This window comes from Bacillus sp. FSL E2-8900 (genome assembly GCF_037966225.1).
GTDB lineage: Bacteria > Bacillota > Bacilli > Bacillales > Bacillaceae_G > Bacillus_A > Bacillus_A cereus.
Map to the genome: position 1 here is coordinate 4,765,632 of NZ_CP150193.1, position 23,150 is coordinate 4,788,781.

Below are 23,150 nucleotides of genomic sequence, written 5' to 3' on the forward strand. Positions count from 1 at the left end.
GGCATTCCACATTTCCCAAGAAATATTGAATCTTCGACATAGAATACAAAAAGCCGTGCATCAGCACGGCTTTTCATTTTAGATACGGACAGCAGTCCCGCTCACAGCAACCATTAGCATTCCTTCGCGAACTACCTCGTAATCCACGTCGATACCAACAATTGCATTTGCATTTTTTTGTCTTGCAAAAGTTTTCATTTCTTCCATTGCGATGTCGCGTGCTTCTTTTAATTTACTTTCATAAGCACCCGCACGACCGCCGACAACGTCACGGACGGAGGCGAAAAGGTCACGAACGATATTCGCGCCCATAATCGCTTCTCCATTGACAATATCGATGTACTCAATAATTTCTTTTCCTTGAATTGTAGACGTTGTTGTTACAATCATACTTTATAGCCTCCCATATGAGATTTTCACCTACTTATGGTGCACTAATTCTGTACAAATTATATTTACGAACTAAACTGAGCTTCGTATAACCTACTGTATCCTCCACCTTGCTCAATTAATTCATTATGTGAACCTTGTTCTGCAATACCATCTTTATTTACAACGACGATGCGATCTGCATTTTTAATCGTTGCAAGTCTGTGAGCGATAACTAATGTTGTACGGCCAACAGATAGCTCCGCAAGCGATTTTTGAATCGCAAGTTCTGTCTCTGTATCTAATGCAGAAGTTGCTTCATCCAATATTAAAATTGGAGGGTTTTTCAAGAACATACGAGCAATAGCTAGACGCTGCTTTTGTCCACCTGAAAGTTTCACGCCGCGCTCACCGATAACAGTATCTAAACCGTCTGGCTGTGAGTAAATTAAATCTTCTAATTGCGCACGTTTTACTGCCTGCCAAATTTCAGCTTCTGATGCTTTTAAATTTCCGTAAGCGATATTTTCACGAATTGTTCCTGAGAATAAGAACACGTCTTGCTGCACAATTCCAATTTGCTTACGAAGTGAAGATAATGTCATATCTTTCGTATCAATTCCATCAATTTGAATCGATCCAGATGATTGTTCATAAAAACGTGGTAATAGGCTACATAACGTCGTTTTCCCAGCTCCTGATGGTCCAACGAACGCAACTGTTTCACCTGCATGTATTTTCAAACTAATGTCATTTAAAATCGGTTCTTTGTTTTCATATCCAAACGTAATGTTGTTATATTGAATATCACCGTGTACATGCTTCACTTCCATTGCATCTTTAGAGTCTACAATGTCAGGCTCTGTTTCAAGAAGCTCTACATATCTTTTAAAACCGGCGATTCCTTTCGGATAGCTTTCGATTACCGCGTTAATTTTTTCAATTGGGCGGAAGAAAATATTCGTTAATAGAACGAATCCGATAAATCCACCGTACGTTAATTCTCCTTGCAGCACAAACCATGTACCGCATATTAAGACGAAGAGCGTTACGAGACGCATGAGCATATAACTAATCGACGAATTTAACGCCATAATTTTATACGCCATTAATTTTGTTGTACGGAAACGAGCGTTGTTAACAGCAAATTGCTCTTTCTCAAACTTTTCATTTCCGAATGCTTGTACAACGCGAATACCACCAACATTGTTCTCAATGCATGCATTAAAATCAGCAACGTCTGAGAATAAACGTCTAAATGTACCTGTCATTTTTTTATTAAAGTAAAGTGCTAACCATAATAGGAATGGAATGACGAAGAACGTTAATAACGCTAACTTCCAGTTGATCATCATCATAAATGAGAATGCCCCAACTAAAGTCATTACGGCGATAAATAGATCTTCTGGTCCATGGTGAGCAATTTCCCCAATTTCCATTAAATCGTTTGTAAGGCGTGAAATTAAATGACCTGTTTTATTATTATCAAAAAATCTGAATGATAGCTTTTGAATATGATCAAATAATTTCTGCCTCATATCTGTTTCAATGTTAACACCAAGCATATGTCCCCAATATGTAACGACATATTGTAAGCCTGCATTTAACATATAAACTGCGAGTAAACCGAAACAAGCCCATAAAATAAGCGTCCAGTTTTGCCCTGGCAATAACTTATCAATAAATTGATTTACGATAAGCGGGAAGCCGAGTTCTAATAATCCTGCGACAACCGCACAAGAAAAGTCGAGTATAAATAAACCTTTATACGGTTTATAGTACGAGAAAAATTTACGCAGCATATCTTACCTCCATTTTCCAAAATTAAAAAGACTCCCTAAATGATAACCATTATCAAATAATTATTCAAGTTATCCGTCTATGAAACTGAAAATAAGCTTTGCGATAGTTGTCGTTTTTTGCTGGAAAGTCGATATATTCGAATAATCCCCGATATATTTCGAGTTGCGCTGATATATTTGCAAAATCGCCGATATATTTCAAGTTGCGCTGATATATTCGGAAAATCGCCGATATAAATTTCATTTACTAACTACTCTCCCATCTCCCAAAAACAAAAAAGGTACCACCACAAGGTGATACCATTCCTTCTATTACATCGCTTCCGAATCCCACTCATGCTCCTGTTCAACGAATACAATACCTAATTCGTGATGTCCACCAGCATATAATGCAGTTTGTGCAAGACGAAGCTCACCATTTGTATCTAATACTTCTAATTTACAAAATGCTCCTGTCGTCTTCGTTTGAAGCGCATCATAAAATTCCTCGGCGCTTTTTGGGATGACTCCATTTACTTTCGTAATAATTTCTCCAGGCAGTAATTTCAGCTCTGCTCCAATTGTATTTGGAATTGTATCTAGTACAACGAGCCCATCATTGCGTGCAGCAAAATACGCTGGTCTTGTTTCATCGGCAATTTTTTCTTGCATCGAAATTGTGAAACGCCCAAGCATAGCGACTCCCATCGCGATAATTGCAAGTACGTGCCACCAGTAACTTGCGATTCCTAAAACGAGCACAAGTCCTGCTAATCCGTACACACGTCTTCCTGTAAATAATAAAGCTTCCGTCGGCTCATAACTTCTAATCCTTCTCATAAATCCAATTAAAAATGGAACGAGGAATAGAGAATATGTATTTGAACCTATTGAAACGACAGGCCACCATGAAATAAACTGCGTTACCGCATCACCCGGTACAAGAATAAAAATAGGAACGATCCATAAACGCTTTGATTCGTGTAAACCAATCTTTAATCCACGCTTCCCCTGCCTAAGCCTCGGCGTCGAATATCCTACTGCGTTTTTCGAAATCAATAAGCCTTCTACAATAAGCATAACGCCTAGTAAAATAACAAGGGATACAATGGTACTCTCTTCACCTTCTCGAAGCTGTAAAAAGGAAACTGGTAGCTTAGAAGATAATAGAACACATACAATCGCAATGCTAAATGTATAAGCCGCCGATAAATATCGATACATAGCCGTTAATCCAAATAGTAACGTCCAAATTAAAATGGCCCATAAGCTTGCTTTAGAAACAACAAGTCCAAGCCCAATCGTGATAATAGATACTACTAATCCGTATCCAATCCCTGCAAATAGAGAGGTTCGCAGTTCAAACCAAATATCATAAACTTTAAAAGAAAAATCTTTTCGTTCTCTTAACATACGTAAGTATCCAACGAAGATACTACTTATTACAAATATATAGACAGCAGGGTGTAAGAAAAAACGTCCAACTGCCCGCATTATTTCAAAAATCCACGCCTCCACGAACTCATTCACCACCATTTATATCATTCTTTCTTTTTATATTATCATAACTAAACAAACGTTTGTTTAACACAAAAAAATACAGGCAGCAAACTGCCTGTATTTCTTCTTATTTTGCCATTAATTTTAATGCTGACTGTAATTGTAGATCATTTTCTCCAGAACGGATTTTTTCGATAATTTTAGTTTGAATCGCTTCAGCTGTCTTTTTATCAAGCTGTCCTGTCGCTTCCATTTCATTTGCATTTTGGAATGCTTTCAAAGCCGATTCTGTCTCTTTACTAAAGTATCCATCTTCACGACCTGGTACATAACCTAAGCTCTTAAGCATTTCTTGAGCATGTTTTACTTGTACATCATTTGAATTGTATGAAAGTGTTTTTTCAATTTGAATTGGTGTCGCATGATAATAATTTGGTTGCTTCACTTCTACTGTTGGCGCGATTCCTTTTTTATGAATCCAGTTCCCATCCGGTGTTAACCATTTAAACATCGTTAATTTAATGTTGCTGCCGTCTTTAAATGGAACAGCTTGCTGGACAGTACCTTTACCAAATGTCTTTTCACCAATTAAATCGTATCCTTCCCCTTCTTTTAGCGCACCCGCTAAAATCTCTGAAGCAGAAGCACTTCCATTATCAATTAATACTGAAATTGGATATGGTTTTCTCTCTTTCAGTTCCGTAGAGAATTTCTTCTTCTCACCATTTCGCTGCTCTACTTGTAGCATCGGCTTTTTATTCGTCATAATTTCCCCTAGTATATCTTCTACACTATTTAAGTAGCCACCAGGATTACCACGCACGTCAATAACTAAGCCTTTTATATTCTTCTTCTCTAACTCTTTTAACTGATCCTTAAATTCTTTCGCTGTATTTTCAGCAAAAGAAGTGATTTGCATATAACCGATATCTTTTCCGCTCTCTTGCTTCACAGAACTAAACACTGTAAAGATCGGAATCTTTTCACGCTTAATTTTAAATACAATCGGATCAGTTACTCCCGCACGTTTAATTTCAATTGCGACAGTCGTTCCCTTTTTACCACGAATTTTTAATACTGCTTCTTCACGTGATAAGTCTTTCACACTGTTTCCATCTACAGATAAAATTTGGTCATTCGGTTTAATTCCTATCTTTTCTGCTGGTGAACCTTTAATTGGCGATACGATAATAAGCTTACCGTCCGTCTTGTTCACCTCAGCCCCAATCCCCTCTAATTCGGGATCAAGCGATTCACTAAACTGTTTGGCTGTTTCTTTATCCATATACGTGGAATAAGGGTCCTTCAGCGTAGACAACATACCTTGTATTGCACCTTCAACTAACTTTTCATCTTTCACGTCTTCCACATAACGTGAATCAATTAGTGCATACGCCTCATTAATTTTTGCCAAATTCCCTTGCGCAGTGCTAGCATTCCCACTCGAAATTGTTTGCGTTACTTCTGATGGGTTAACCCCAAATACAGACATGCCTGCAAACATTCCGCCAGCACCAATTAAAAATGCAACAACCATTCCAATAATTGCAACTCTACGTTTCAATGCGGAATTCCCCTTTCCAAAACACACAGGTGGTGTAGCAAAAGGCATCACACAGTGTGTGATGCCTTTACCTATTTCTACTATATGATAAGCTTGTACGAATTATGTTTGCAACTTTTTATACTTTTAAGAAGCGACGAATTGACATTACACTTCCCCACATACCGATTAAAGCACCGATTAACACTAGTAAACCAGCTAATTGGAATACGAACGGACTGTATGGTAGAAGCTCGAAAATTGTTCCGCCAAGTTTTTCATTAAACACACCTTGCAACGAATTATACGTAATTAGAATTAGGCCAATTGGAATAATTGATCCTAATACTCCTAAGAATAATCCCTCTAGCAAGAATGGCCAACGAATAAACCAGTTTGTTGCACCAACAAGTTTCATAATTTCAATTTCTGTACTACGAGCATAAATTGTAATTTTAATTGTATTAGAGATTAAGAACATCGCTGTGAATAAAAGACCAGCAATTAACGCAATCCCAATGTTACGACCAGTTTTTACAGTATCAAATAATCGTTCAACTTGTCCTTTTCCGTACTGAACATTACTAACAAACTGCATTTTTTCAACCTTCTTCGCGATTGTCGCTGTATCGGTTGGTTCTTTCGCTTTTACAACGAATACGTTTTTAAGTGGGTTATCTTGTTCAAATAACTCAAACGTTTTTCCACTATCACCTAAGCTTTTAATTAAACGTTTTAACTCTTCTTCTTTAGAAGAATATTTAATAGAATCTACTTTTGCAATCTTACTCATATCTTCTTCTAATTTCTTTTGATCCGCTTCTTTTGCAGCTGGATCAATGTGTACACGAATCTCTACATCTTGCTCTACTTTCGTCGCAAAATGGTTCATATTCATAATCGCTGTTAAAAAGACACCTACAAGTAATAATGTAACTGTTACTGCACTAACAGAAGCAAATGTCATCCATCCGTTACGTGATAGATTCTTTACACCTTCTCGCAAATGTCGACTAAGGGTCTTAGCCTTCATATCCGTATCCTCCCTCAATCTCATCTCGAACAATTTTTCCGCCTTCAATCGCGATCACACGATGACGGATTGTATTTACGATATCTGCATTATGCGTCGCCATAACAATCGTTGTGCCGCGCTCATTAATGCGAGTAAAAATATTCATAATATCAAGAGCTGTTTCAATATCTAAGTTACCTGTTGGCTCATCGGCAATTACAACCTTTGGTCTATTTACAATTGCTCTTGCAATAGCCACACGTTGTTGCTCCCCGCCCGAAAGCTCACTTGGAAGTGCGTCTGCACGATCTTCAAGGCCTACAAGACCTAGAACTTCTGTTACACGCTCACGAATTGCATCCGGTTCTTCTTCAATTACTTCTAAAGCAAACGAAACATTCTCATATACCGTTAATTTAGGTAGCAATTTGAAATCTTGGAAAATCACGCCTAATTGACGACGAAAATACGGAACGTCTCTTTCTGCCAATGTTTCGATAGTAAGTCCATTTACATTAATAGATCCTGTAGATGGTTTCTCTTCACGATACATCATTTTAATAAATGTAGATTTTCCGGCTCCACTCGGTCCAACTACGTATACGAATTCACCTTGTTTAATGTTAACTGTAAGACCAGCAATGGCTTTCATACCATTCGGGTACTCCTTATAAACATTCGTCATTTTTATCATTATTTATCACCCAATACTTAATGATTTTTTTCGAAATACTTTTCTGTACATCTGAAAACAAAAGACATCCTTCATTTTCATTTAGTCATCCTTGTTGAAGATAGTTTACTTATGCTTTCTCATAAGCAATACCACTCTATGTAATATATTTCAGCAAAATTCTACAAACCCCATTGTAACATCAAACGGTTTCCAATTTGGATACATTTTTGTTACAGTTATGTTACATACCAGAAAAAAGGAAAACGAGTTGACTATATTATCAACTCGTCCATTTCACCTCTTTTATTTATGTTCAGCTAACCATTCAGACACTTTTTTCGCATCTTCACCTTGAATAAGTCCTGGTGACATTGAACCGCGGCCTTTTTTAATAATCTCTTCGATATCTGCAGCGTCGTACTTACCGCCTACTTTTCTTAAATCAGGTCCAGTTGCCCCTGATAAATCTGTTGCGTGACATCCCGCACAACTTCTTTGGAAAATTTGTTCTGCGCTGTCTGTACTTGCAGACTGTTTCGAAGACTTACTCTCTTCTTTATTTCCGCATGCTCCTAAAGCAAAAACAACCGATGTCCCTAGCGCAATAGCCAACAATTTCTTTTTCACTTCTATCGCTCCCCATTGTTGATATTCTTTTTATTCCTAACACACTCATTTTCATTATAAGCATTATCTTTATATAGAAAAACTAAGGTGTATTTCATATTCCTCAAAAATACAGTGAGAACCTTGATAAAATAAAGCTTTCATAAGTTGTTTCAATTCTGTGAACAACTTAAAAAACTTCTATAAAGCATCCTTTTTAAAAGGAAAATTAGAAAAGTTCTATATAAATCTTTACCATATTACCGCTCTATTTTACTATTCTCTACTTTTTACAAAACAATATACAGCATTGTAATCTACATATAATCCCATCAAAAAGAGAAGTTGTCGTTTCCAACTTCTCTTCCTCTTTACTTCATCTATAAAAATAAAATCAAATTCTTTATATCCTCTATTGTCCTCAGCATGCGCCAACAATTTCGTTGGCTTTTTTTCGCTTATTAGATGCGAGAACGTAAGTAAGCATCAATAAATGGATCAATCTCTCCATCCATAACAGCTTGTACGTTACCAACCTCCGTATTTGTACGATGGTCTTTTACAAGAGAATACGGGTGGAATACGTAAGAACGGATTTGGCTACCCCATCCGATTTCTTTTTGCTCTCCGCGAATTTCATCTAATTCTGCTTGTTGCTCTTCTAGTTTCTTTTGATATAATTTCGCTTTTAACATTTTCATCGCATGCTCACGGTTTTTAATTTGAGAACGCTCCGACTGACATGTTACAACCGTATTTGTCGGTGTATGTGTAATACGAACTGCTGAATCTGTCGTATTTACGTGCTGTCCACCAGCTCCACTTGCTCGGTACGTATCAATTTTTAAATCTTCTGTACGTACTTCGATTTCAACTTCATCATTGAACTCTGGTACAACTTCACAAGATACGAATGATGTATGACGACGCCCTGAAGAATCGAATGGTGAAATACGTACAAGACGATGTACACCTTTCTCTGCTTTTAAGTAACCGTAAGCGTTATGACCTTTAATTAATAAAGTTACACTCTTAATACCAGCTTCATCACCTGGTAAATAGTCAACCGTTTCTACTTTGAATCCGCGTTTTTCAGCCCAGCGTGTGTACATACGTAATAGCATAGAACCCCAGTCTTGTGACTCAGTTCCACCTGCACCTGGATGTAATTCTAAAATCGCATTATTTTTATCATAAGGATCACTTAATAGTAACTGAAGCTCATACTCATTCATTTCTTGAATTAAGCCTTTTACTTCTGATTCTAATTCCTCATGTAAATCTTCATCATACTCTTCTTTTAAAAGCTCATGCGTGATTTCTAAATTTTCGAACGTCTCATCTAACTGACGGAACTTTCCAACCATATCTTTTAACGCATTCGCTTCATTAATTACAGCTTGTGCGCCTTGTTGGTCATCCCAAAATCCTGCGCCCATCATTTTCTCTTCTAATTCTGCAATTTGTTTCTCCTTAGTAGGGAGGTCAAAGAGACCCCCTAAAAGCCGCTAATCGCTTAGCCATTTTCTCTAATTCCTGTCTAATTTCTACTAATTCCATTTCCTTCACCTCTATGTAATTGCTGTTACTTTCGTATGAAAACAAGGGAAACTCTCTCCACTTATTACGGAGAGAGTTTAATCCTTCTTAATTATACATTTTTGATATAAAAGTTTGCAAAACAGCCTAAGCTACCGTCCTATATTACTGAACGATACCACAGCAGTTTTTATATTTTTTACCGCTACCACATTTACATAAATCGTTGCGGCCCACTTGGTCACCTTTTACAACTGGCTTTTTCTTTGCTTCTTCGCCATCGCTAGAAGGATGAACAGCTTCACCTTGAACAACTTCTTGACGTTCTAAGTTTTGTTCAATTTCAGCTTTCATAATGTAACGAGAAATTTCCTCTTCAATAGAAGCAACCATTGACTCGAACATCGCGAATCCTTCCATTTGGTACTCACGAAGTGGATCGATTTGACCGTAAGCACGTAAATGAATACCTTCACGAAGGTGATCCATCGCATCAATATGCTCTGTCCATTTCGTATCTACAACGCGGAATACAACAACCTTCTCAAACTCACGCATTTGCTCTTCTGGCATAAGCTTTTCTTTTTCATTGTATCGCTCAATTAATTTCGCAATAATTGGCTCGCTCATTTCCTCAGGAGCAAGGCGACGTAATTCTTCTTCTTTTACATCTCCGTCTTGAAGAAGGTTTGTATTTAAGTAGTCAACAAGACCTTTAATGTTCCAATCTTCTTCAATTTCCTCTTGTGTATGAAGAGCAACAGCACGTTCTACTGTAGATTTCATCATACCTTCAATAATGCCGCGTAAGTTGTCAGACTCCATTACCTCTTGACGCTGTTTGTAAATAACTTCACGTTGCTGACGAAGTACATCATCATATTGCAGTAACTGCTTACGTGCATCATAGTTATTTCCTTCAACACGTTTTTGTGCAGATTCTACCGCACGAGAAACCATTTTACTTTCAATCGGCTGAGAATCATCCATACCAAGGCGGTCCATCATTGCTTTCATATTATCTGAACCAAATCGGCGCATTAATTCATCTTCCATCGATAAGTAGAATTGCGTAACACCAGGGTCCCCTTGACGACCAGCACGACCACGTAACTGATTATCAATACGACGACTTTCGTGACGCTCTGTACCGATAACTGCTAAACCAACGTTTTTCACATCGTCTCCAAGCTTAATATCTGTACCACGACCTGCCATGTTCGTCGCGATTGTTACAGCACCTTTCATACCAGCCTCTGCAATGATATCTGCTTCACGAGCATGGTTTTTCGCATTTAAGATGTTATGACGTACACCTTTACGCGTTAACATTTTTGAAATAAGCTCTGAAGTTTCAATTGCAACTGTACCTACAAGAACAGGTTGTCCTTTTTTATGACGATTTACAATATCCTCAACAACAGCATTGAACTTACCTTCCATTGATTTAAAGATTAAATCGGCACGATCATCACGAATAATCGGTTTGTTTGTCGGAATTACAATAACGTTCATATTGTAAATGTTACGGAATTCCTCTTCCTCTGTTTTCGCTGTACCAGTCATACCAGATAATTTTTCATACATACGGAAGTAGTTCTGGAATGTAATTGTTGCAAGCGTCATGCTTTCATTTTGAATTTCTACACCTTCTTTTGCTTCAATCGCTTGGTGTAATCCTTCGCTATAACGACGACCTTTCATAAGACGACCAGTGAATTGGTCTACAATTACGATTTCGCCTTCTTGTACAACATAATCTGTATCACGATGCATAACAACGTGTGCACGAAGCCCCTGATTAATATGGTGAAGAAGTGCTACATGTTTTAAATCGAATAAGTTTTCAATATGGAAAGCTTTCTCTGCTTTCGTAATACCATCTTCTGTTAGCATTACATTTTTCGTTTTCACATCAAATGAATAATCTTTTTCATTTTCTAACGTACGAACAAATGCATTTGCAAACATGTATAGCTCTGTTGATTTTTGAGCTTGTCCTGAAATAATAAGCGGCGTACGTGCTTCATCGACTAAAATAGAATCGACTTCATCGATAATAGCAAAGTGAAGTGGACGTTGAACGCACTGCTCTTTATATAAAACCATGTTATCACGTAAGTAATCGAATCCAAGCTCATTATTTGTGCTATACGTAATATCAGCAGCATAAGCCTCTTGTTTCTCTTCGCGTGACATACTATTTAAGTTAATTCCTACCGTTAAGCCAAGGAACTCATGAAGTTGTCCCATTTCGCTCGCATCACGTTGTGCTAAATATTCATTGACTGTAACAACGTGAACACCTTTTCCTGTTAAAGCATTTAAATATACAGGTAATGTAGATGTTAACGTTTTACCTTCACCCGTTTTCATCTCAGAAATATTCCCTTCATGTAAGGCAATACCACCCATTAACTGTACGCCATATGGACGCATTCCAAGAACACGAGTTGCCGCTTCGCGAACAACTGCAAAAGCTTCAGGTAGTAAATCATCTACTGTTTCACCTTTTGTTAGACGTTCTTTAAATTCAAGCGTCTTTCCTTTTAATTGTTCATCAGTTAGTGGCTTAATAGATGACTCTAATGCATCAATTTGCTCAACTGTCTTTTGCATACGTTTAATTTGGCGTTGATTTACATCAAACACCTTTTTTAAAATACCGATCATAGGAAATACGCTCCTCTTTTTATTAAAATAAAACTTCCGATTGTTTTTCTTTTTCTCTATTACAATCAGTCGTTATAAAAATCAAATGTATGTTATGCCAATTTTTCTCCTAATTAAAAAAACTAAAATGTATATACCTAATGATAATTGTAACACTTGTCTTATAACTATGACAACAATCGGCCGATTGTCTCGTTCTAAATTAAGAAAAGTTTTTTAAAAATCTATTTTCAGCAAAAAAAGCGCAGCCTCATTTGGCTGCGCTTTCGAATTATTATTTAGTTTCGATTAAACCGTATTTCCCATCCTTACGGCCATATACAACATTAGTTTCGTTTGTATCAGCATTTGTGAAGACGAAGAAATTATGTCCTAGCATATCCATTTGTAGGATTGCCTCTTCAACGTCCATCGGCTTTAAATCGAATCGTTTTGTACGTACAAGTTCTAATTCATCTTCTTCTACCTCATCCAAAACAGCTACTGCTTCTGGAAGGATAAAGTTCGTTTTTATAGAACCTTTCTCACGTAACTTACGATTTACTTTTGTTTTATGTTTACGAATTTGTCGCTCAATTTTATCAACTACTAAATCGATAGCAGCGTACATATCGCTATTAGTTTCTTCTGCACGAAGTAATAAATCAGTAAATGGAATTGTTACCTCGACACGTTGCTTGTCAGAGTATACTTTTAAATTAACTTTAATCTCTGGGAATGTATCAAAATAACGCTCTAACTTACTTAGTTTTTTCTCTACATATTCCTTTAATGCTGGAGTTACTTCAATATTTTCACCACGAATGTTGAATTTCATAGATGAATTCCTCCTTTCAAGCCTATGTACTATAATTTCGACATTGGCTTAAAAACTCCTTCTAACTTTTTTAAAAAAATTAGTGGAATTGCGATTTTTTTATCGTTTTTTGTTGAAATGAAAAGATGCATCGTTTCTATCTTTATTTTATCCTATTAACATCGTGAATAACGAATATTTCTGTGGACAATTCGTTACAGAAAAGAAACAACTTTTTGACAACTTACCCTATAACAAAAACCCCTTGCGAAAAACAAGAGGTTCTACTACATATATATAACGTTGCCACAAACGCAGCTTTCTCTTCCCAAAACAATATACCCTACAGTTTCACAACATTAGCTGCTTGTGGTCCACGTGCTCCATCTACAATGTCAAACTCTACTTGTTGCCCTTCTTCCAATGACTTATACCCATCTTGTTGAATAGCAGAAAAATGGACAAATACATCGTCACCATCTTCACGCTCAATAAACCCAAATCCCTTTTCTGCATTGAACCATTTCACTCTTCCTTGCATGTTCATTCCATTCCCTTCACTCTAAAAATCAGGGTATTCGCCCCATATTTTGACTATAACGAATGACAACATATGAAGTCAAAGAAGACTTATCGCCTTTTTCTTATCCCTTTCGACACTGCCATATTAACTTCTACAAAGTGTCAAACTAGATACTTCCCTTGCCCCTCTTTCATATAACAAACTTCCGATTTGCCTGACCGTAATCCCTGTCGTATACACGTCATCAACGAGTAAAATATGTTGCCCAGAAAACATCTCTTCTCCCTGAAAATAAAAAGGATTGCTTCCTGACACCCTTTCTTTACGTGTCTTCTTACTTTGCTTTTCTGTTTCCCTTCTTCTTAATGATGGATAAGAAATTTTGACAGGCAAACAAGTTGCTAATAACTCAGCTTGATTAAAACCACGTTCAACTTCCCTTTCCTTACTAAGCGGAACAGCGATAACAGTTGAAACATTGGCAAAACACTTTTGAAATAAACTTCGAAAAGGACGATAAAAAATGTGCACTAACTCTGCATCCCCCCGAAACTTAAACTGCGCTACTATTTCTTTCATCTCATCATACATATATAACGAACGGTTTTTAAAAGAACGATACTTCTCCTCTTTCATCCACCTTATACAATCTATACAAATACCGTCTTCTTGAAATGAGGCAGGAACAAATTCTAAAGGTCGCCCGCACTCCATGCAAATTTCTCCTATAATATAGGAAAGTTTCTGCTCACATCTATCACATATATATTTTCTATGACACTTTACAAAAAAAGTGTACCAACTAACCTTTTCTACAAAACACTCATCACAAAGTAAACAATGCATTAATCGATCAATCCTTGTTCTTTCGCATTTTTATTCATACCTTGAATATGTTTTTTCGCGCGCACCATCGCCTTTGTCTTGCCATAGTGAAAATAAATGACCTCTCCATACGGTGCTTCAAAGCTCCGCCCTGCTCGGCCCGCAATTTGTACGAGCGCACTTTCTGAAAATATTTCTTCTTCCGCCCCTAAAACTGCAACTTGCAAATTTTTCACCGTTACGCCTCGCTCTAAAATTGTCGTTGTAACTAATAATGGGATTTCTCCCTTTCTGAACGCTGCGACTTTCTCTTTTCTCATCGGATCTTCTGCATGTACCCCTTCAACTTTATTATGCAATGATTTCAATAACGAGCTTATTTCTTCTATATATCGTACATGGGGAACGAATAAAAAAACAGGATACTTTTTGTTTAAGTGCATCTTTAACCATTGTAGTAAAACTCGAGGAATTCTTTCACGGTTGAGGCTTTTCTTCCAATTTCCGCACCAGCAAAATAGAGGAACTGGCAACGGATGACGGTGATATCGTCCAGAAACAATAACACCTTTTTGTTCACCTTTTCTAAATTTTCGCTTCCACGTTTCATCTGGAGTCGCAGTTAAATAAATACGCGCCGCTTTTTCTTTCATCGCTTGTTTTACCGCGTACTGTAACATTTGATCTGCACAATATGGAAAAGCATCTATCTCATCTACAACTATGACATGAAACGCCCTATAATAACGTAATAATTGATGCGTGGTCGCAACGACTAATACTGCATCTTTTTCTTTATCTACACTCCCTCCATATAAAGCCACTACCTTTATATATGGAAATACTTCTTGTAATCTCGGTGCTAATTCCAAAACAACATCCGTTCTTGGCGTTGCGATACAAACTCTTTCTCCTTTTTGAAGCGCTTCGTTAATACCGTAAAACAACATCTCTGTTTTCCCAGCCCCGCATACAGCCCAAATAAAAAATGATTCTTTTTGCTTAATAGCCTCTATAACTCCTTGCGCCGCCAAATTCTGGCCAGTAGACAACGTCCCGTTCCACTGTAACAAATTTGAATTCTTTTCTCTCTTTCTTTCAGCAATCCCGCGAACAAGTACAGTACATTCACTTACTCTCCCCATCGTTATACACTTCCGGCAATATGTGCACACTTTACTGCACCTTTTACATAAAAACGACGCAAATAGCCGCCGATCTACATTTCCACAGCGTTGGCACATATATTTAGAATTCTTCTTTTTTACACCTTGTACACATACGATCTCTCCCTTCTTTTTCAAATCGTTTAATTTCCTCTGTAAATCTGAAGAAAGTTCTTCTAATAGCAACTGTTTCCCCGCTACCATCAACAATCACCTCCAGCACTACTATAAACCTTTCTCATCATCTCGTAAAAACTCAAAAAAGCCGATAACCTACTTATAAAATAGTAAGCTATCGACTTTATACACTTTTTTTATTGAATTATAATTCTATAATCTTCCGTAACCTAAGAAATGTTTTTGGTTGTAAGAGCTATTTACGCTACCATAAGCAACGCCTGTTGACTCATCAGCAGCATGAATCATTTGACCGCCACCAATGTAAATTCCAACGTGAGATACGCCCGCTCTATATGTGCCTTGTAAGAAGATAAGGTCTCCTGGTTTTGCTTCAGATGGGCTGATTTTTTGTACAGAACTCCATAGACTTCTAGTATCTTGACGACCTAAACCGTAAACGTAAGAGATTAAACCACTGCAGTCAAAACCACCGTTTGAAATTGACGCACTACCCCATACGTATTTTAGACCTACTAAGCCTTTAGCTTTTTCAACAACATCTTGTCTTCCGCCACCATCATTTGTTACTACTGGTGCTGGTTTTTTCGCTTCTTCTTTTTTAGGTTCTTCTTTTTTAGACTCTTCTTTTGGAGCTTGTACAGCATTATTTGCTGGAGCTGCTGGTTGAGCTTGCGTTTGTGCTGGTTGAGCCGCCGCTGGTTGCTGTGCTGGCTGAGCTTGCGCGTCTTTAGCAGCTTGCTCTGCTTGCTTTTGAGCAGCAGCTTCTTGTGCAGCTTTTTCTTGCGCTTCTTTTTCAGCAATTTGTTGTAATTTTAATGCCTGTTGTTCAAGCTCTTTTAATTGGCTTTCCGTACTTGTCATTGTAGTTACAACTGTTTCCATTTTACCGCTTAAATCATTTACTGCAGTTTCTTTTTTCGCTTTTTCAGCGTCAAGATCTTTCTTAGCAGTTTCAATTTGAGCTTGTGCTTCTTTTAATTCTTTTTGTTTCTCTTTTACCGTTGCAACATCTTTTTTCACACTAGCTTGATCTTCTTGTTGTGTTTTCATGATATCTTCATCAGACTCAAGAATTTTAGAAACAGAAGTTAAACGATCAACTAAATCTGCAATGTTTTTAGAGTTTACAAGAACTTCTGTTACAACGTTCGTATTTGGTTGTTCTTGAAGTGCAACTAAACGCTTTCTTAATAGTTCTTCACGTTTTGCAATCTTTGTTTGTAATTCTGCAATATCTTTATTTTTCTTTTCAATTAATTGCTCAGTATCAGAAACTTTTTTCATTGTTTCATCAAGCTTTGCAGCATTCTCTTGAACAGATTTATCTAAACCTTGAATTGTTTTGTTTAAGTCATTCATTTGCTTTTGTAATTCATCACGTTCTTGTTGTTGTTTATGTAAAGTGTCATTTTGTGTGTTAATTTGTGATTTCACGTCAGAAATTTTATCTTCTGCAAATACATTTGGTGTTAGCCCAGAAAACATTAATCCTGCAACTAATGCACAAGATGCCATTTTTAGCTTTTTCATTTTATTTTTTACACCGCTTTCTTTTTTCTTTTTCCGTATATAACCTATAAAATTTATACCATAATTCGGGATTTTTTTTGCTAATGTTACGTTTTTGTAAAACAAATGTAATATTATATGTAGCTCTAGCGCAAAATGCGTATATTTTTGTATGTATGTGTAGAAATTTATATACTTTTCTCACTTCTATAAACAAAGAAAAAACGTAAGGAATCCCTTACGTTTTATTAAATATACGAATACGAATACGAATACAAATGAAATACTACTTCATCCATTTCTCAGCCCAATTTTGGACCTCATCCATAACACTTTCTAACGCTTTTCCCTTGTCAGTTAAGCCATACTCGATTCGAACTGGTACTTCTGGATAGACATTACGAACTACAATGCCCTCGCTTTCCAATTCCTTTAAACGCTCTGACAACATACGATCGCTCATATTTGGGATAATATCTGCGATTTCTCTAAAACGTTTCGACTCTTCAAGCAAAGATTTAATAATTAAGCCAGTCCACTTCTTACTAAGCAGAGTAAAAGCTGACTCAAACTTTGGACATAAACAAGAATTATGCTCCATATGTTTCACCTCTCTTCTATTATAATATAGTTTCTTGTAAAAAGTAAGTTATAAAACTTTCCTCATTATTTTATTTTACGTACATTTTACCATTTCCAAATATTAACTTGTCAACTAAACGTAACATACCCGTAAAAAAACCCTCTTAAAAAGAGAGCTTTTTATATCTTTATTACTTCGTATACCATCCAAGACCTAATGCACCTTCACCTAAGTGTGTACCAATTACAGCTCCAAAATAACCTGTACGAATTGTGACGTGAGGATATTTTGCTTCTAATTCTTTCTTCCATTCATTCGCTTCCTCTTCACGTTGCGCATGAATGATAACTGCTTCCATAGGTACACCTTTACTTGCTTGTTCATCAAAAATTTCAATGATACGTTTTAATGCTTTTTTACGTGTACGAATCTTTTCAAACGGAATAATGATTTTATCTCTAAAATATAAAACTGGCTTCACTTGTAACAGACTGCCGATGAAAGCTTGCGCGCTATTCAATCGACCACCACGCTGTAAATGATGTAAATCATCAACTACAAAATAGGCGTCCATCGTTTTCTTCATTTCATCAAAACGAGCGATAATTTCTTTTGGGTTCTTTCCTTCACTTGCTAACTTTGCACCTTCACGCACATAAAATCCTTGTACTTCACAACTAATTTCAGAGTCATACGTGTATACATCAATACCCTCTACCATCTGTCCAGCTGTCGTTGATGTTTGATATGTACCACTAATTCCACTTGATAGGTGAATACTAATAACTGCATCATAATCTTTAGCTAGTTCTTCATATAGCTCAACAAACTTTCCGATTGCTGGTTGAGAAGTTTTTGGAAGTTCCTCTTGTTCACGTACTTTCACATAAAAATCATCTGCTGAAATTTCAGCTTCTTCTTGATAAGATTCTGTTCCAAACACAACGTTTAATGGAATCATATATATATTGAGTTCATCACGAATTTGCTTCGGTATATATGCCGTACTATCAGTAACAATAGCTATTTTCATTTTCGTACCTGCCTTATAAAAAGTTTTATTTCCTAATTTTACACGAAAACTACAAATGGTGCATCCATACATGAAAATGCCGGTTGAAATTATACCTACCATCTCGACAAATTACAACAAAAAGATAAAATACTCACCAAAAACTTCAGCATATTTAGAAAAAATGTTTGAATATAAAAAGGCTCGCTTTTAAAATGGAAAGTACTAGTCATTTTGATAGATAGGGGCGTACACAAGTGCTATTACAATATTTAACAATCAAAGACTACGGCGAACACGAAATCGTCATTCAAAAATCAAGATTTATTTGTTATATTAGCCGAGCAACGACTGAGGAAGAGGCTCAAGAATTTATACAAAAAATAAAAAAACAACATTGGAATGCAACACATAATTGTTCCGCTTATTTAATTGGCGAACAAGATCATATTCAAAAAGCAAATGATGACGGTGAGCCTAGCGGTACAGCTGGCGTACCAATGCTGGAAGTACTTAAAAAACGTGGACTAAAAGATACCGTCGTTGTCGTAACACGCTATTTTGGTGGCATTAAACTTGGTGCAGGTGGATTAATTCGTGCATATGGAAAGTGTACAAGCGAAGGCGTTAATCATGTCGGTGTTGTCCAGCGAAAACTAATGCGTGTGATGCAAACCGAGATTGATTACACATTACTTGGCAAAGTGGAAAATGAATTACGCAATTCAAAATATGCCATTAAAGATATACATTATCTAGAAAATGTCACATTTGATACGTATGTAGAAGAAGACGGCAAACAAGCATTTACAGATTGGATGATTGAATTAACAAACGGGAAATGTACAATTACAGAAGGAGATATGTTGTACTTGGAACAAGATGTTATCTAAGCATAACCAATTTATCACCTTCAAAGATTAATGTAGTGAATTACTTCCCTACAAATGAACTAACGAACTAAGGAGATTATATATGGAAGAACGTTATTATCATCTCCAAAATAGCAGAATAAAAAAGAAGCGAAGAAGGAAACTTTTCTTCTTCCTTATTTTCGCATTTTTATTTGGCAGCATAGGAGTTTATGTGTTAAATTCTTACTCTTCTCTTATGGGGATGTATAGTGGTTTTACTCGTGAAAAATCAGATTTAAGAAACAAAGATGTAGAAATTACAAAAGAACCTTTTACAATTCTCATTATGGGTATAGAAGATTATGCGACAGATGGTCAAAATGGTCGTACAGACTCATTAATGTTTGCAACAGTCAATCCAAAAACGCAAAAGATTTCACTTATGAGTATTCCTCGTGATTCTCGAGTTAAAATTGTTGGCAAAAATAAGGAAGACAAAATTAACGCTGCCCATGCTTACGGCGGAGAAGAAATGGCAATCAAAACTGTCGAAGGCTTTCTAAAAGTTCCTGTAGACCATTATCTGAAAATTGATTTCCAAGGCTTTAAAGGTATCGTTGATGCTGTTGGCGGCGTTACCGTTGACGTACCCTTCGATTTCTGGGAGCGCTCTGACGTGGATTACTACAAAAAAATTCAATTTAAGCAAGGACAGCAAAACTTAAACGGTGAAGAAGCACTTGCTTACGTCCGTATGCGAAAGCAAGATCCAAATGGCGATTATGGTCGAGCTGCTAGACAAAGACAATTACTGGCCGCTGTTGCTCATAAACTAAACTCCACCTCTACTGTATTTAAAATTAAAGATTTAACAGCTGTCGTTGGAAAATATATAAAAACCGACATTCCTATTTCAGACGGACTTGCTCTTTACAATAAACTTTCTGGATTTGATCCTTCTACAATGCAAACGTTAAAGCTTGAAGGCGAAGACAAAAAGATAGGCGGTATTTATTACTTCCTTCCAGATCCAATCAGTGTAGAAACGGTGCGTAACGAAATTGAAAAAGAATTAGGAGAAAAAGCAAAAAATCCAACTACAAAAAACAACTCAAATCCTGATTTAAATTCAAGTTCTAACTCTAACGAACAAACAAAAAAAGAGACAAACCAAAATAAAACACCAACTGATCCGCCACCTTCTACAAATGCTCATGCAGAGTGGATTATGCGCAATCAGCCGTAAAAAAAAGGGCCCAATCTATCCGATTGGGCCCTTTTTATTTACTTATTAAAGTGTTGTAAAATCGCTTCTACAATACGCTCTGATGCACGACCATCACCATAAGGGTTAGATGCTTTCGCCATCTTATCATGGGCTTCTTTATCTGATAACAACTCATCAGCAAGACCAAAGATTGTCTCTTCGTCTGTTCCTGCTAATTTCAGCGTACCTGCTTCAATACCTTCAGGGCGCTCTGTTGTATCACGAAGAACAAGAACTGGTACCCCAAGTGATGGAGCTTCTTCTTGTACACCACCAGAATCCGTTAACATTAAGTATGAACGAGCTGCAACATTGTGGAAATCAATTACATCTAGCGGCTCAATTAAATGAATACGGTTATGTTCACCTAAAATTTCATTTGCTATTTCACGAACAACAGGGTTCATATGAACAGGGTACACAACTTGTACATCTTCATGCTTATCAACAAGACGCTTAATTGCACGGAACATATTACGCATCGGTTCACCTAAGTTTTCACGACGGTGAGCTGTCATAAGTACAAGACGATCATTCCCAAGTTTCTCTAGTACAGGATGACTATATGTTTCTTTTACAGTCGTTTGTAGCGCGTCAATCGCTGTATTTCCTGTAATGAAAATACGTGACTCATCTTTATTTTCCTTCTGTAAGTTCGTTGCTGATTTTGCTGTTGGTGAGAAATGAAGATCCGCCATTACACCTGTTAATTGACGATTCATCTCTTCTGGGTATGGAGAATACTTATCCCACGTACGAAGGCCCGCCTCAACATGACCTACTGGAATTTGATTATAAAAAGCAGCTAAGCTTGCAATAAATGTTGTTGTTGTATCACCATGTACAAGTACAATATCCGGCTTCGCTTCTTTCATTACTTTATCCAAACCTTCTAAACCACGCGTTGTAACATCAATTAAAGTTTGGCGGTCTTTCATGATATTTAAATCGAAATCTGGCGTAATTCCAAAGATACTTAATACTTGATCTAACATTTGGCGATGCTGTGCTGTTACAGTCACAATCGATTCAATTTTTTCTGGGTGTTTTTGCAACTCTAATACAAGAGGTGCCATTTTAATTGCTTCTGGACGTGTCCCGAAAATTGTCATTACTTTTAAACGTTCAGTCATGTGATTGCCTCTTTTCTTTCACTAATTACAGCTTCTATTATGACATATAAAAATATACATGAGTACATCCTTTTTTAACGCATAACAGAAACTTTTCTATTACAAATACTTTTTCTTCCCACCGAGTAATAATCTATCTTTTGTTTCTTAACATCTTCATCAGTATAACAATTTCTCCCATCAAATAAAATAGGCTCCCTCATAAGTTGTACGTACTTTCCTAACGGATAAGCTTGAATATCTTCCCATTCTGTTACGATAAAAACCGCACTCGCATCTCTAATCGATTCATCTATACATCTACTATATTGTATAGCATCTCCAAATATATTTTTCACATATTGAATTGCTTTTGGGTCGTAAAGAACAATATCTGCACCTATATTAAGTAATGCTTCTATTATAATAAGAGATGATGCCTCTCTAATATCATCCGTATTCGGTTTAAAGGATGCGCCAAGAACTGCAATCCGCTTTTTATTCATATTCATAACTTTTTTCGCTTTTTCAATCAATAGCAGCTGTTGCTTATTATTTACTTCAATAACCGCTTTTAACAAACGAAAATCATGAGCAACATTTCCCGCAATTTGCACCAGCGCTTTCGTATCTTTCGGAAAACACGATCCTCCGTAGCCAATGCCCGCATTTAAAAAAGATGCACCAATTCTCTTATCCATTCCCATCCCTTTGGCAACATCCAATACATTCGCGCCTACCTTCTCACATATATTTGAAATTTCATTAATGAAACTAATCTTTGTAGCTAAAAAGGCATTCGACGCGTATTTAATCATCTCTGCACTTTTAATATCTGTAACATACGTCTCTAAACATAATTCACTATACAAACTCTCTACTCTTCTTGCTACTTCCTCACTATCCGCTCCAATTACAATACGATCTCCATGAAAGAAATCATAAATACCTGAACCTTCACGCAAAAACTCTGGATTCGATACGATATGTACTGTATGCCTCCCTTTTAACTTCTCCTCAATCCATCCCTTCATTACATCATTTGTACCTACTGGAACTGTACTTTTCGTAACAACAATAATATCGTTCGTCGCATATAATCCAATATCGTTACAAGCACTCTGAATATACGTTAAATCTGCCGTCCCATCTAATAAAGGTGGTGTTCCAACTGCAATAAATATAAACTCTACATCATCAAATGCCTCTTCTTTATTTGATGTAAAAGTTAAAGCATTATTCTCATATGCATAATTTATTAATTCATGTAATCTAACCTCATAAATAGGTAAATCCCCTTGTTTTATCCGTTCAATTTTTTCATCATCTATATCAAAACATGTAACTGAATGCCCTAATTTTGCCAATCCTACTCCTGTAATCAATCCAACATATCCAGTACCTACTATCGTAATTTTCATTTCCTTTTCGCACAGGAATTCACAATAGAAAAGATATGAAATATAGAACTCTCCCTGCGCTTCCCCCTCTCATATTAAAAATGAGAAAACCCTTTTCCTTCTTCATTATATGAATTACTTCCCTTACTTTTTTTAAAGTTTTTGTAAAATTAAATGCACTATAAAGTAAAACTTAATCAGTGAGAATTAGGCTGCCAGGTCACGCGTAATAAATTCCCACATTTTAACACGAAACTTAC

Annotated in this window: 20 protein-coding genes; 2 read left to right on the forward strand and 18 right to left on the reverse strand. The window is 36.6% G+C overall.

The window, feature by feature from the left end:
* Positions 1-78: 78 nt before the first annotated feature.
* The 16 genes from NST90_RS24545 to NST90_RS24620 form a co-directional block, all read right to left on the reverse strand.
* Positions 79-390, reverse strand: coding sequence for a heavy metal-binding domain-containing protein (locus NST90_RS24545; protein WP_000637523.1), 312 nt, complete (start codon positions 388-390; stop codon positions 79-81).
* Between the two features lie 65 nt (positions 391-455).
* Positions 456-2,171, reverse strand: a complete 1,716-nt coding sequence (locus NST90_RS24550; RefSeq protein WP_000944620.1) for an ABC transporter ATP-binding protein — start codon at positions 2,169-2,171, stop codon at positions 456-458.
* Between the two features lie 312 nt (positions 2,172-2,483).
* The gene (locus NST90_RS24555) at positions 2,484-3,686 is read right to left on the reverse strand and encodes a PDZ domain-containing protein (protein ID WP_033687562.1); all 1,203 of its coding nucleotides are present in this window, start codon (positions 3,684-3,686) and stop codon (positions 2,484-2,486) included.
* A gap of 91 nt (positions 3,687-3,777) precedes the next feature.
* The gene (locus NST90_RS24560; protein WP_002005957.1) at positions 3,778-5,262 is read right to left on the reverse strand and encodes a S41 family peptidase; all 1,485 of its coding nucleotides are present in this window, start codon (positions 5,260-5,262) and stop codon (positions 3,778-3,780) included.
* A 70-nt stretch (positions 5,263-5,332) separates the two neighbouring features.
* A complete protein-coding gene (gene ftsX / locus NST90_RS24565; protein ID WP_000645027.1) occupies positions 5,333-6,226 on the reverse strand; it encodes a permease-like cell division protein FtsX in 894 nt (297 codons plus the stop codon).
* A complete protein-coding gene (ftsE, locus tag NST90_RS24570; RefSeq protein WP_000594321.1) occupies positions 6,216-6,902 on the reverse strand; it encodes a cell division ATP-binding protein FtsE in 687 nt (228 codons plus the stop codon). Before ftsE ends, ftsX begins: the two co-directional genes overlap by 11 nt.
* A gap of 285 nt (positions 6,903-7,187) precedes the next feature.
* Positions 7,188-7,511 (reverse strand): cytochrome c551, encoded by a 324-nt coding sequence (gene cccB / locus NST90_RS24575; protein ID WP_000727971.1) that lies wholly within the window; start codon positions 7,509-7,511, stop codon positions 7,188-7,190.
* Between the two features lie 440 nt (positions 7,512-7,951).
* Positions 7,952-9,050 (reverse strand): peptide chain release factor 2 gene (prfB, locus tag NST90_RS24580; protein WP_096001716.1). Its coding sequence is split into 2 segments (ribosomal slippage): positions 7,952-8,977 and positions 8,979-9,050, totalling 1,098 coding nucleotides; the frame shifts between segments, so codons are not numbered across the junction.
* Positions 9,051-9,194: 144 nt separating this feature from the next.
* A complete protein-coding gene (gene secA, locus NST90_RS24585) occupies positions 9,195-11,702 on the reverse strand; it encodes a preprotein translocase subunit SecA (protein WP_000579387.1) in 2,508 nt (835 codons plus the stop codon).
* Positions 11,703-11,976: 274 nt separating this feature from the next.
* The gene (gene raiA, locus NST90_RS24590; RefSeq protein ID WP_000671185.1) at positions 11,977-12,519 is read right to left on the reverse strand and encodes a ribosome-associated translation inhibitor RaiA; all 543 of its coding nucleotides are present in this window, start codon (positions 12,517-12,519) and stop codon (positions 11,977-11,979) included.
* Positions 12,520-12,841: 322 nt separating this feature from the next.
* Positions 12,842-13,039 carry a cold shock protein CspC gene (gene cspC / locus NST90_RS24595; RefSeq protein ID WP_001990088.1) on the reverse strand — a complete coding sequence of 66 codons (198 nt, stop codon included), beginning with the start codon at positions 13,037-13,039 and terminating at the stop codon, positions 12,842-12,844.
* Positions 13,040-13,165: 126 nt separating this feature from the next.
* Positions 13,166-13,867 (reverse strand): ComF family protein, encoded by a 702-nt coding sequence (locus NST90_RS24600; protein ID WP_033687567.1) that lies wholly within the window; start codon positions 13,865-13,867, stop codon positions 13,166-13,168.
* Positions 13,867-15,216, reverse strand: a complete 1,350-nt coding sequence (comFA, locus tag NST90_RS24605) for an ATP-dependent helicase ComFA (RefSeq protein WP_000225361.1) — start codon at positions 15,214-15,216, stop codon at positions 13,867-13,869. The genes NST90_RS24600 and comFA overlap by 1 nt, the downstream gene beginning before the upstream one ends.
* 126 nt (positions 15,217-15,342) lie before the next feature.
* Entirely contained in the window at positions 15,343-16,788 is a 1,446-nt protein-coding gene (locus tag NST90_RS24610; protein ID WP_016123771.1) for a C40 family peptidase, read from the reverse strand.
* 160 nt (positions 16,789-16,948) lie between these two features.
* Positions 16,949-17,263 carry a helix-turn-helix domain-containing protein gene (locus NST90_RS24615; protein ID WP_000400857.1) on the reverse strand — a complete coding sequence of 105 codons (315 nt, stop codon included), beginning with the start codon at positions 17,261-17,263 and terminating at the stop codon, positions 16,949-16,951.
* Positions 17,264-17,435: 172 nt separating this feature from the next.
* Positions 17,436-18,278 carry a DegV family protein gene (locus NST90_RS24620; protein ID WP_000684725.1) on the reverse strand — a complete coding sequence of 281 codons (843 nt, stop codon included), beginning with the start codon at positions 18,276-18,278 and terminating at the stop codon, positions 17,436-17,438.
* A 236-nt stretch (positions 18,279-18,514) separates the two neighbouring features.
* On the opposite strand from NST90_RS24620, the gene NST90_RS24625 reads away from it, so the two are divergent.
* Entirely contained in the window at positions 18,515-19,150 is a 636-nt protein-coding gene (locus tag NST90_RS24625) for a YigZ family protein (protein WP_000926672.1), read from the forward strand.
* Positions 19,151-19,232: 82 nt separating this feature from the next.
* On the forward strand, positions 19,233-20,357 hold the full coding sequence (locus NST90_RS24630; protein ID WP_000392794.1) for an LCP family protein: 1,125 nt from the start codon (positions 19,233-19,235) through the stop codon (positions 20,355-20,357).
* A 38-nt stretch (positions 20,358-20,395) separates the two neighbouring features.
* Here the strand turns inward: NST90_RS24630 and wecB are convergent, their stop codons facing one another.
* Positions 20,396-21,511: a UDP-N-acetylglucosamine 2-epimerase (non-hydrolyzing) gene (gene wecB / locus NST90_RS24635; RefSeq protein WP_000140145.1), complete on the reverse strand. Its 1,116-nt coding sequence runs from the start codon at positions 21,509-21,511 to the stop codon at positions 20,396-20,398.
* A gap of 74 nt (positions 21,512-21,585) precedes the next feature.
* Positions 21,586-22,911, reverse strand: coding sequence for a UDP-glucose/GDP-mannose dehydrogenase family protein (locus tag NST90_RS24640; protein ID WP_000704933.1), 1,326 nt, complete (start codon positions 22,909-22,911; stop codon positions 21,586-21,588).
* Between the last annotated feature and the right edge of the window lie 239 nt (positions 22,912-23,150).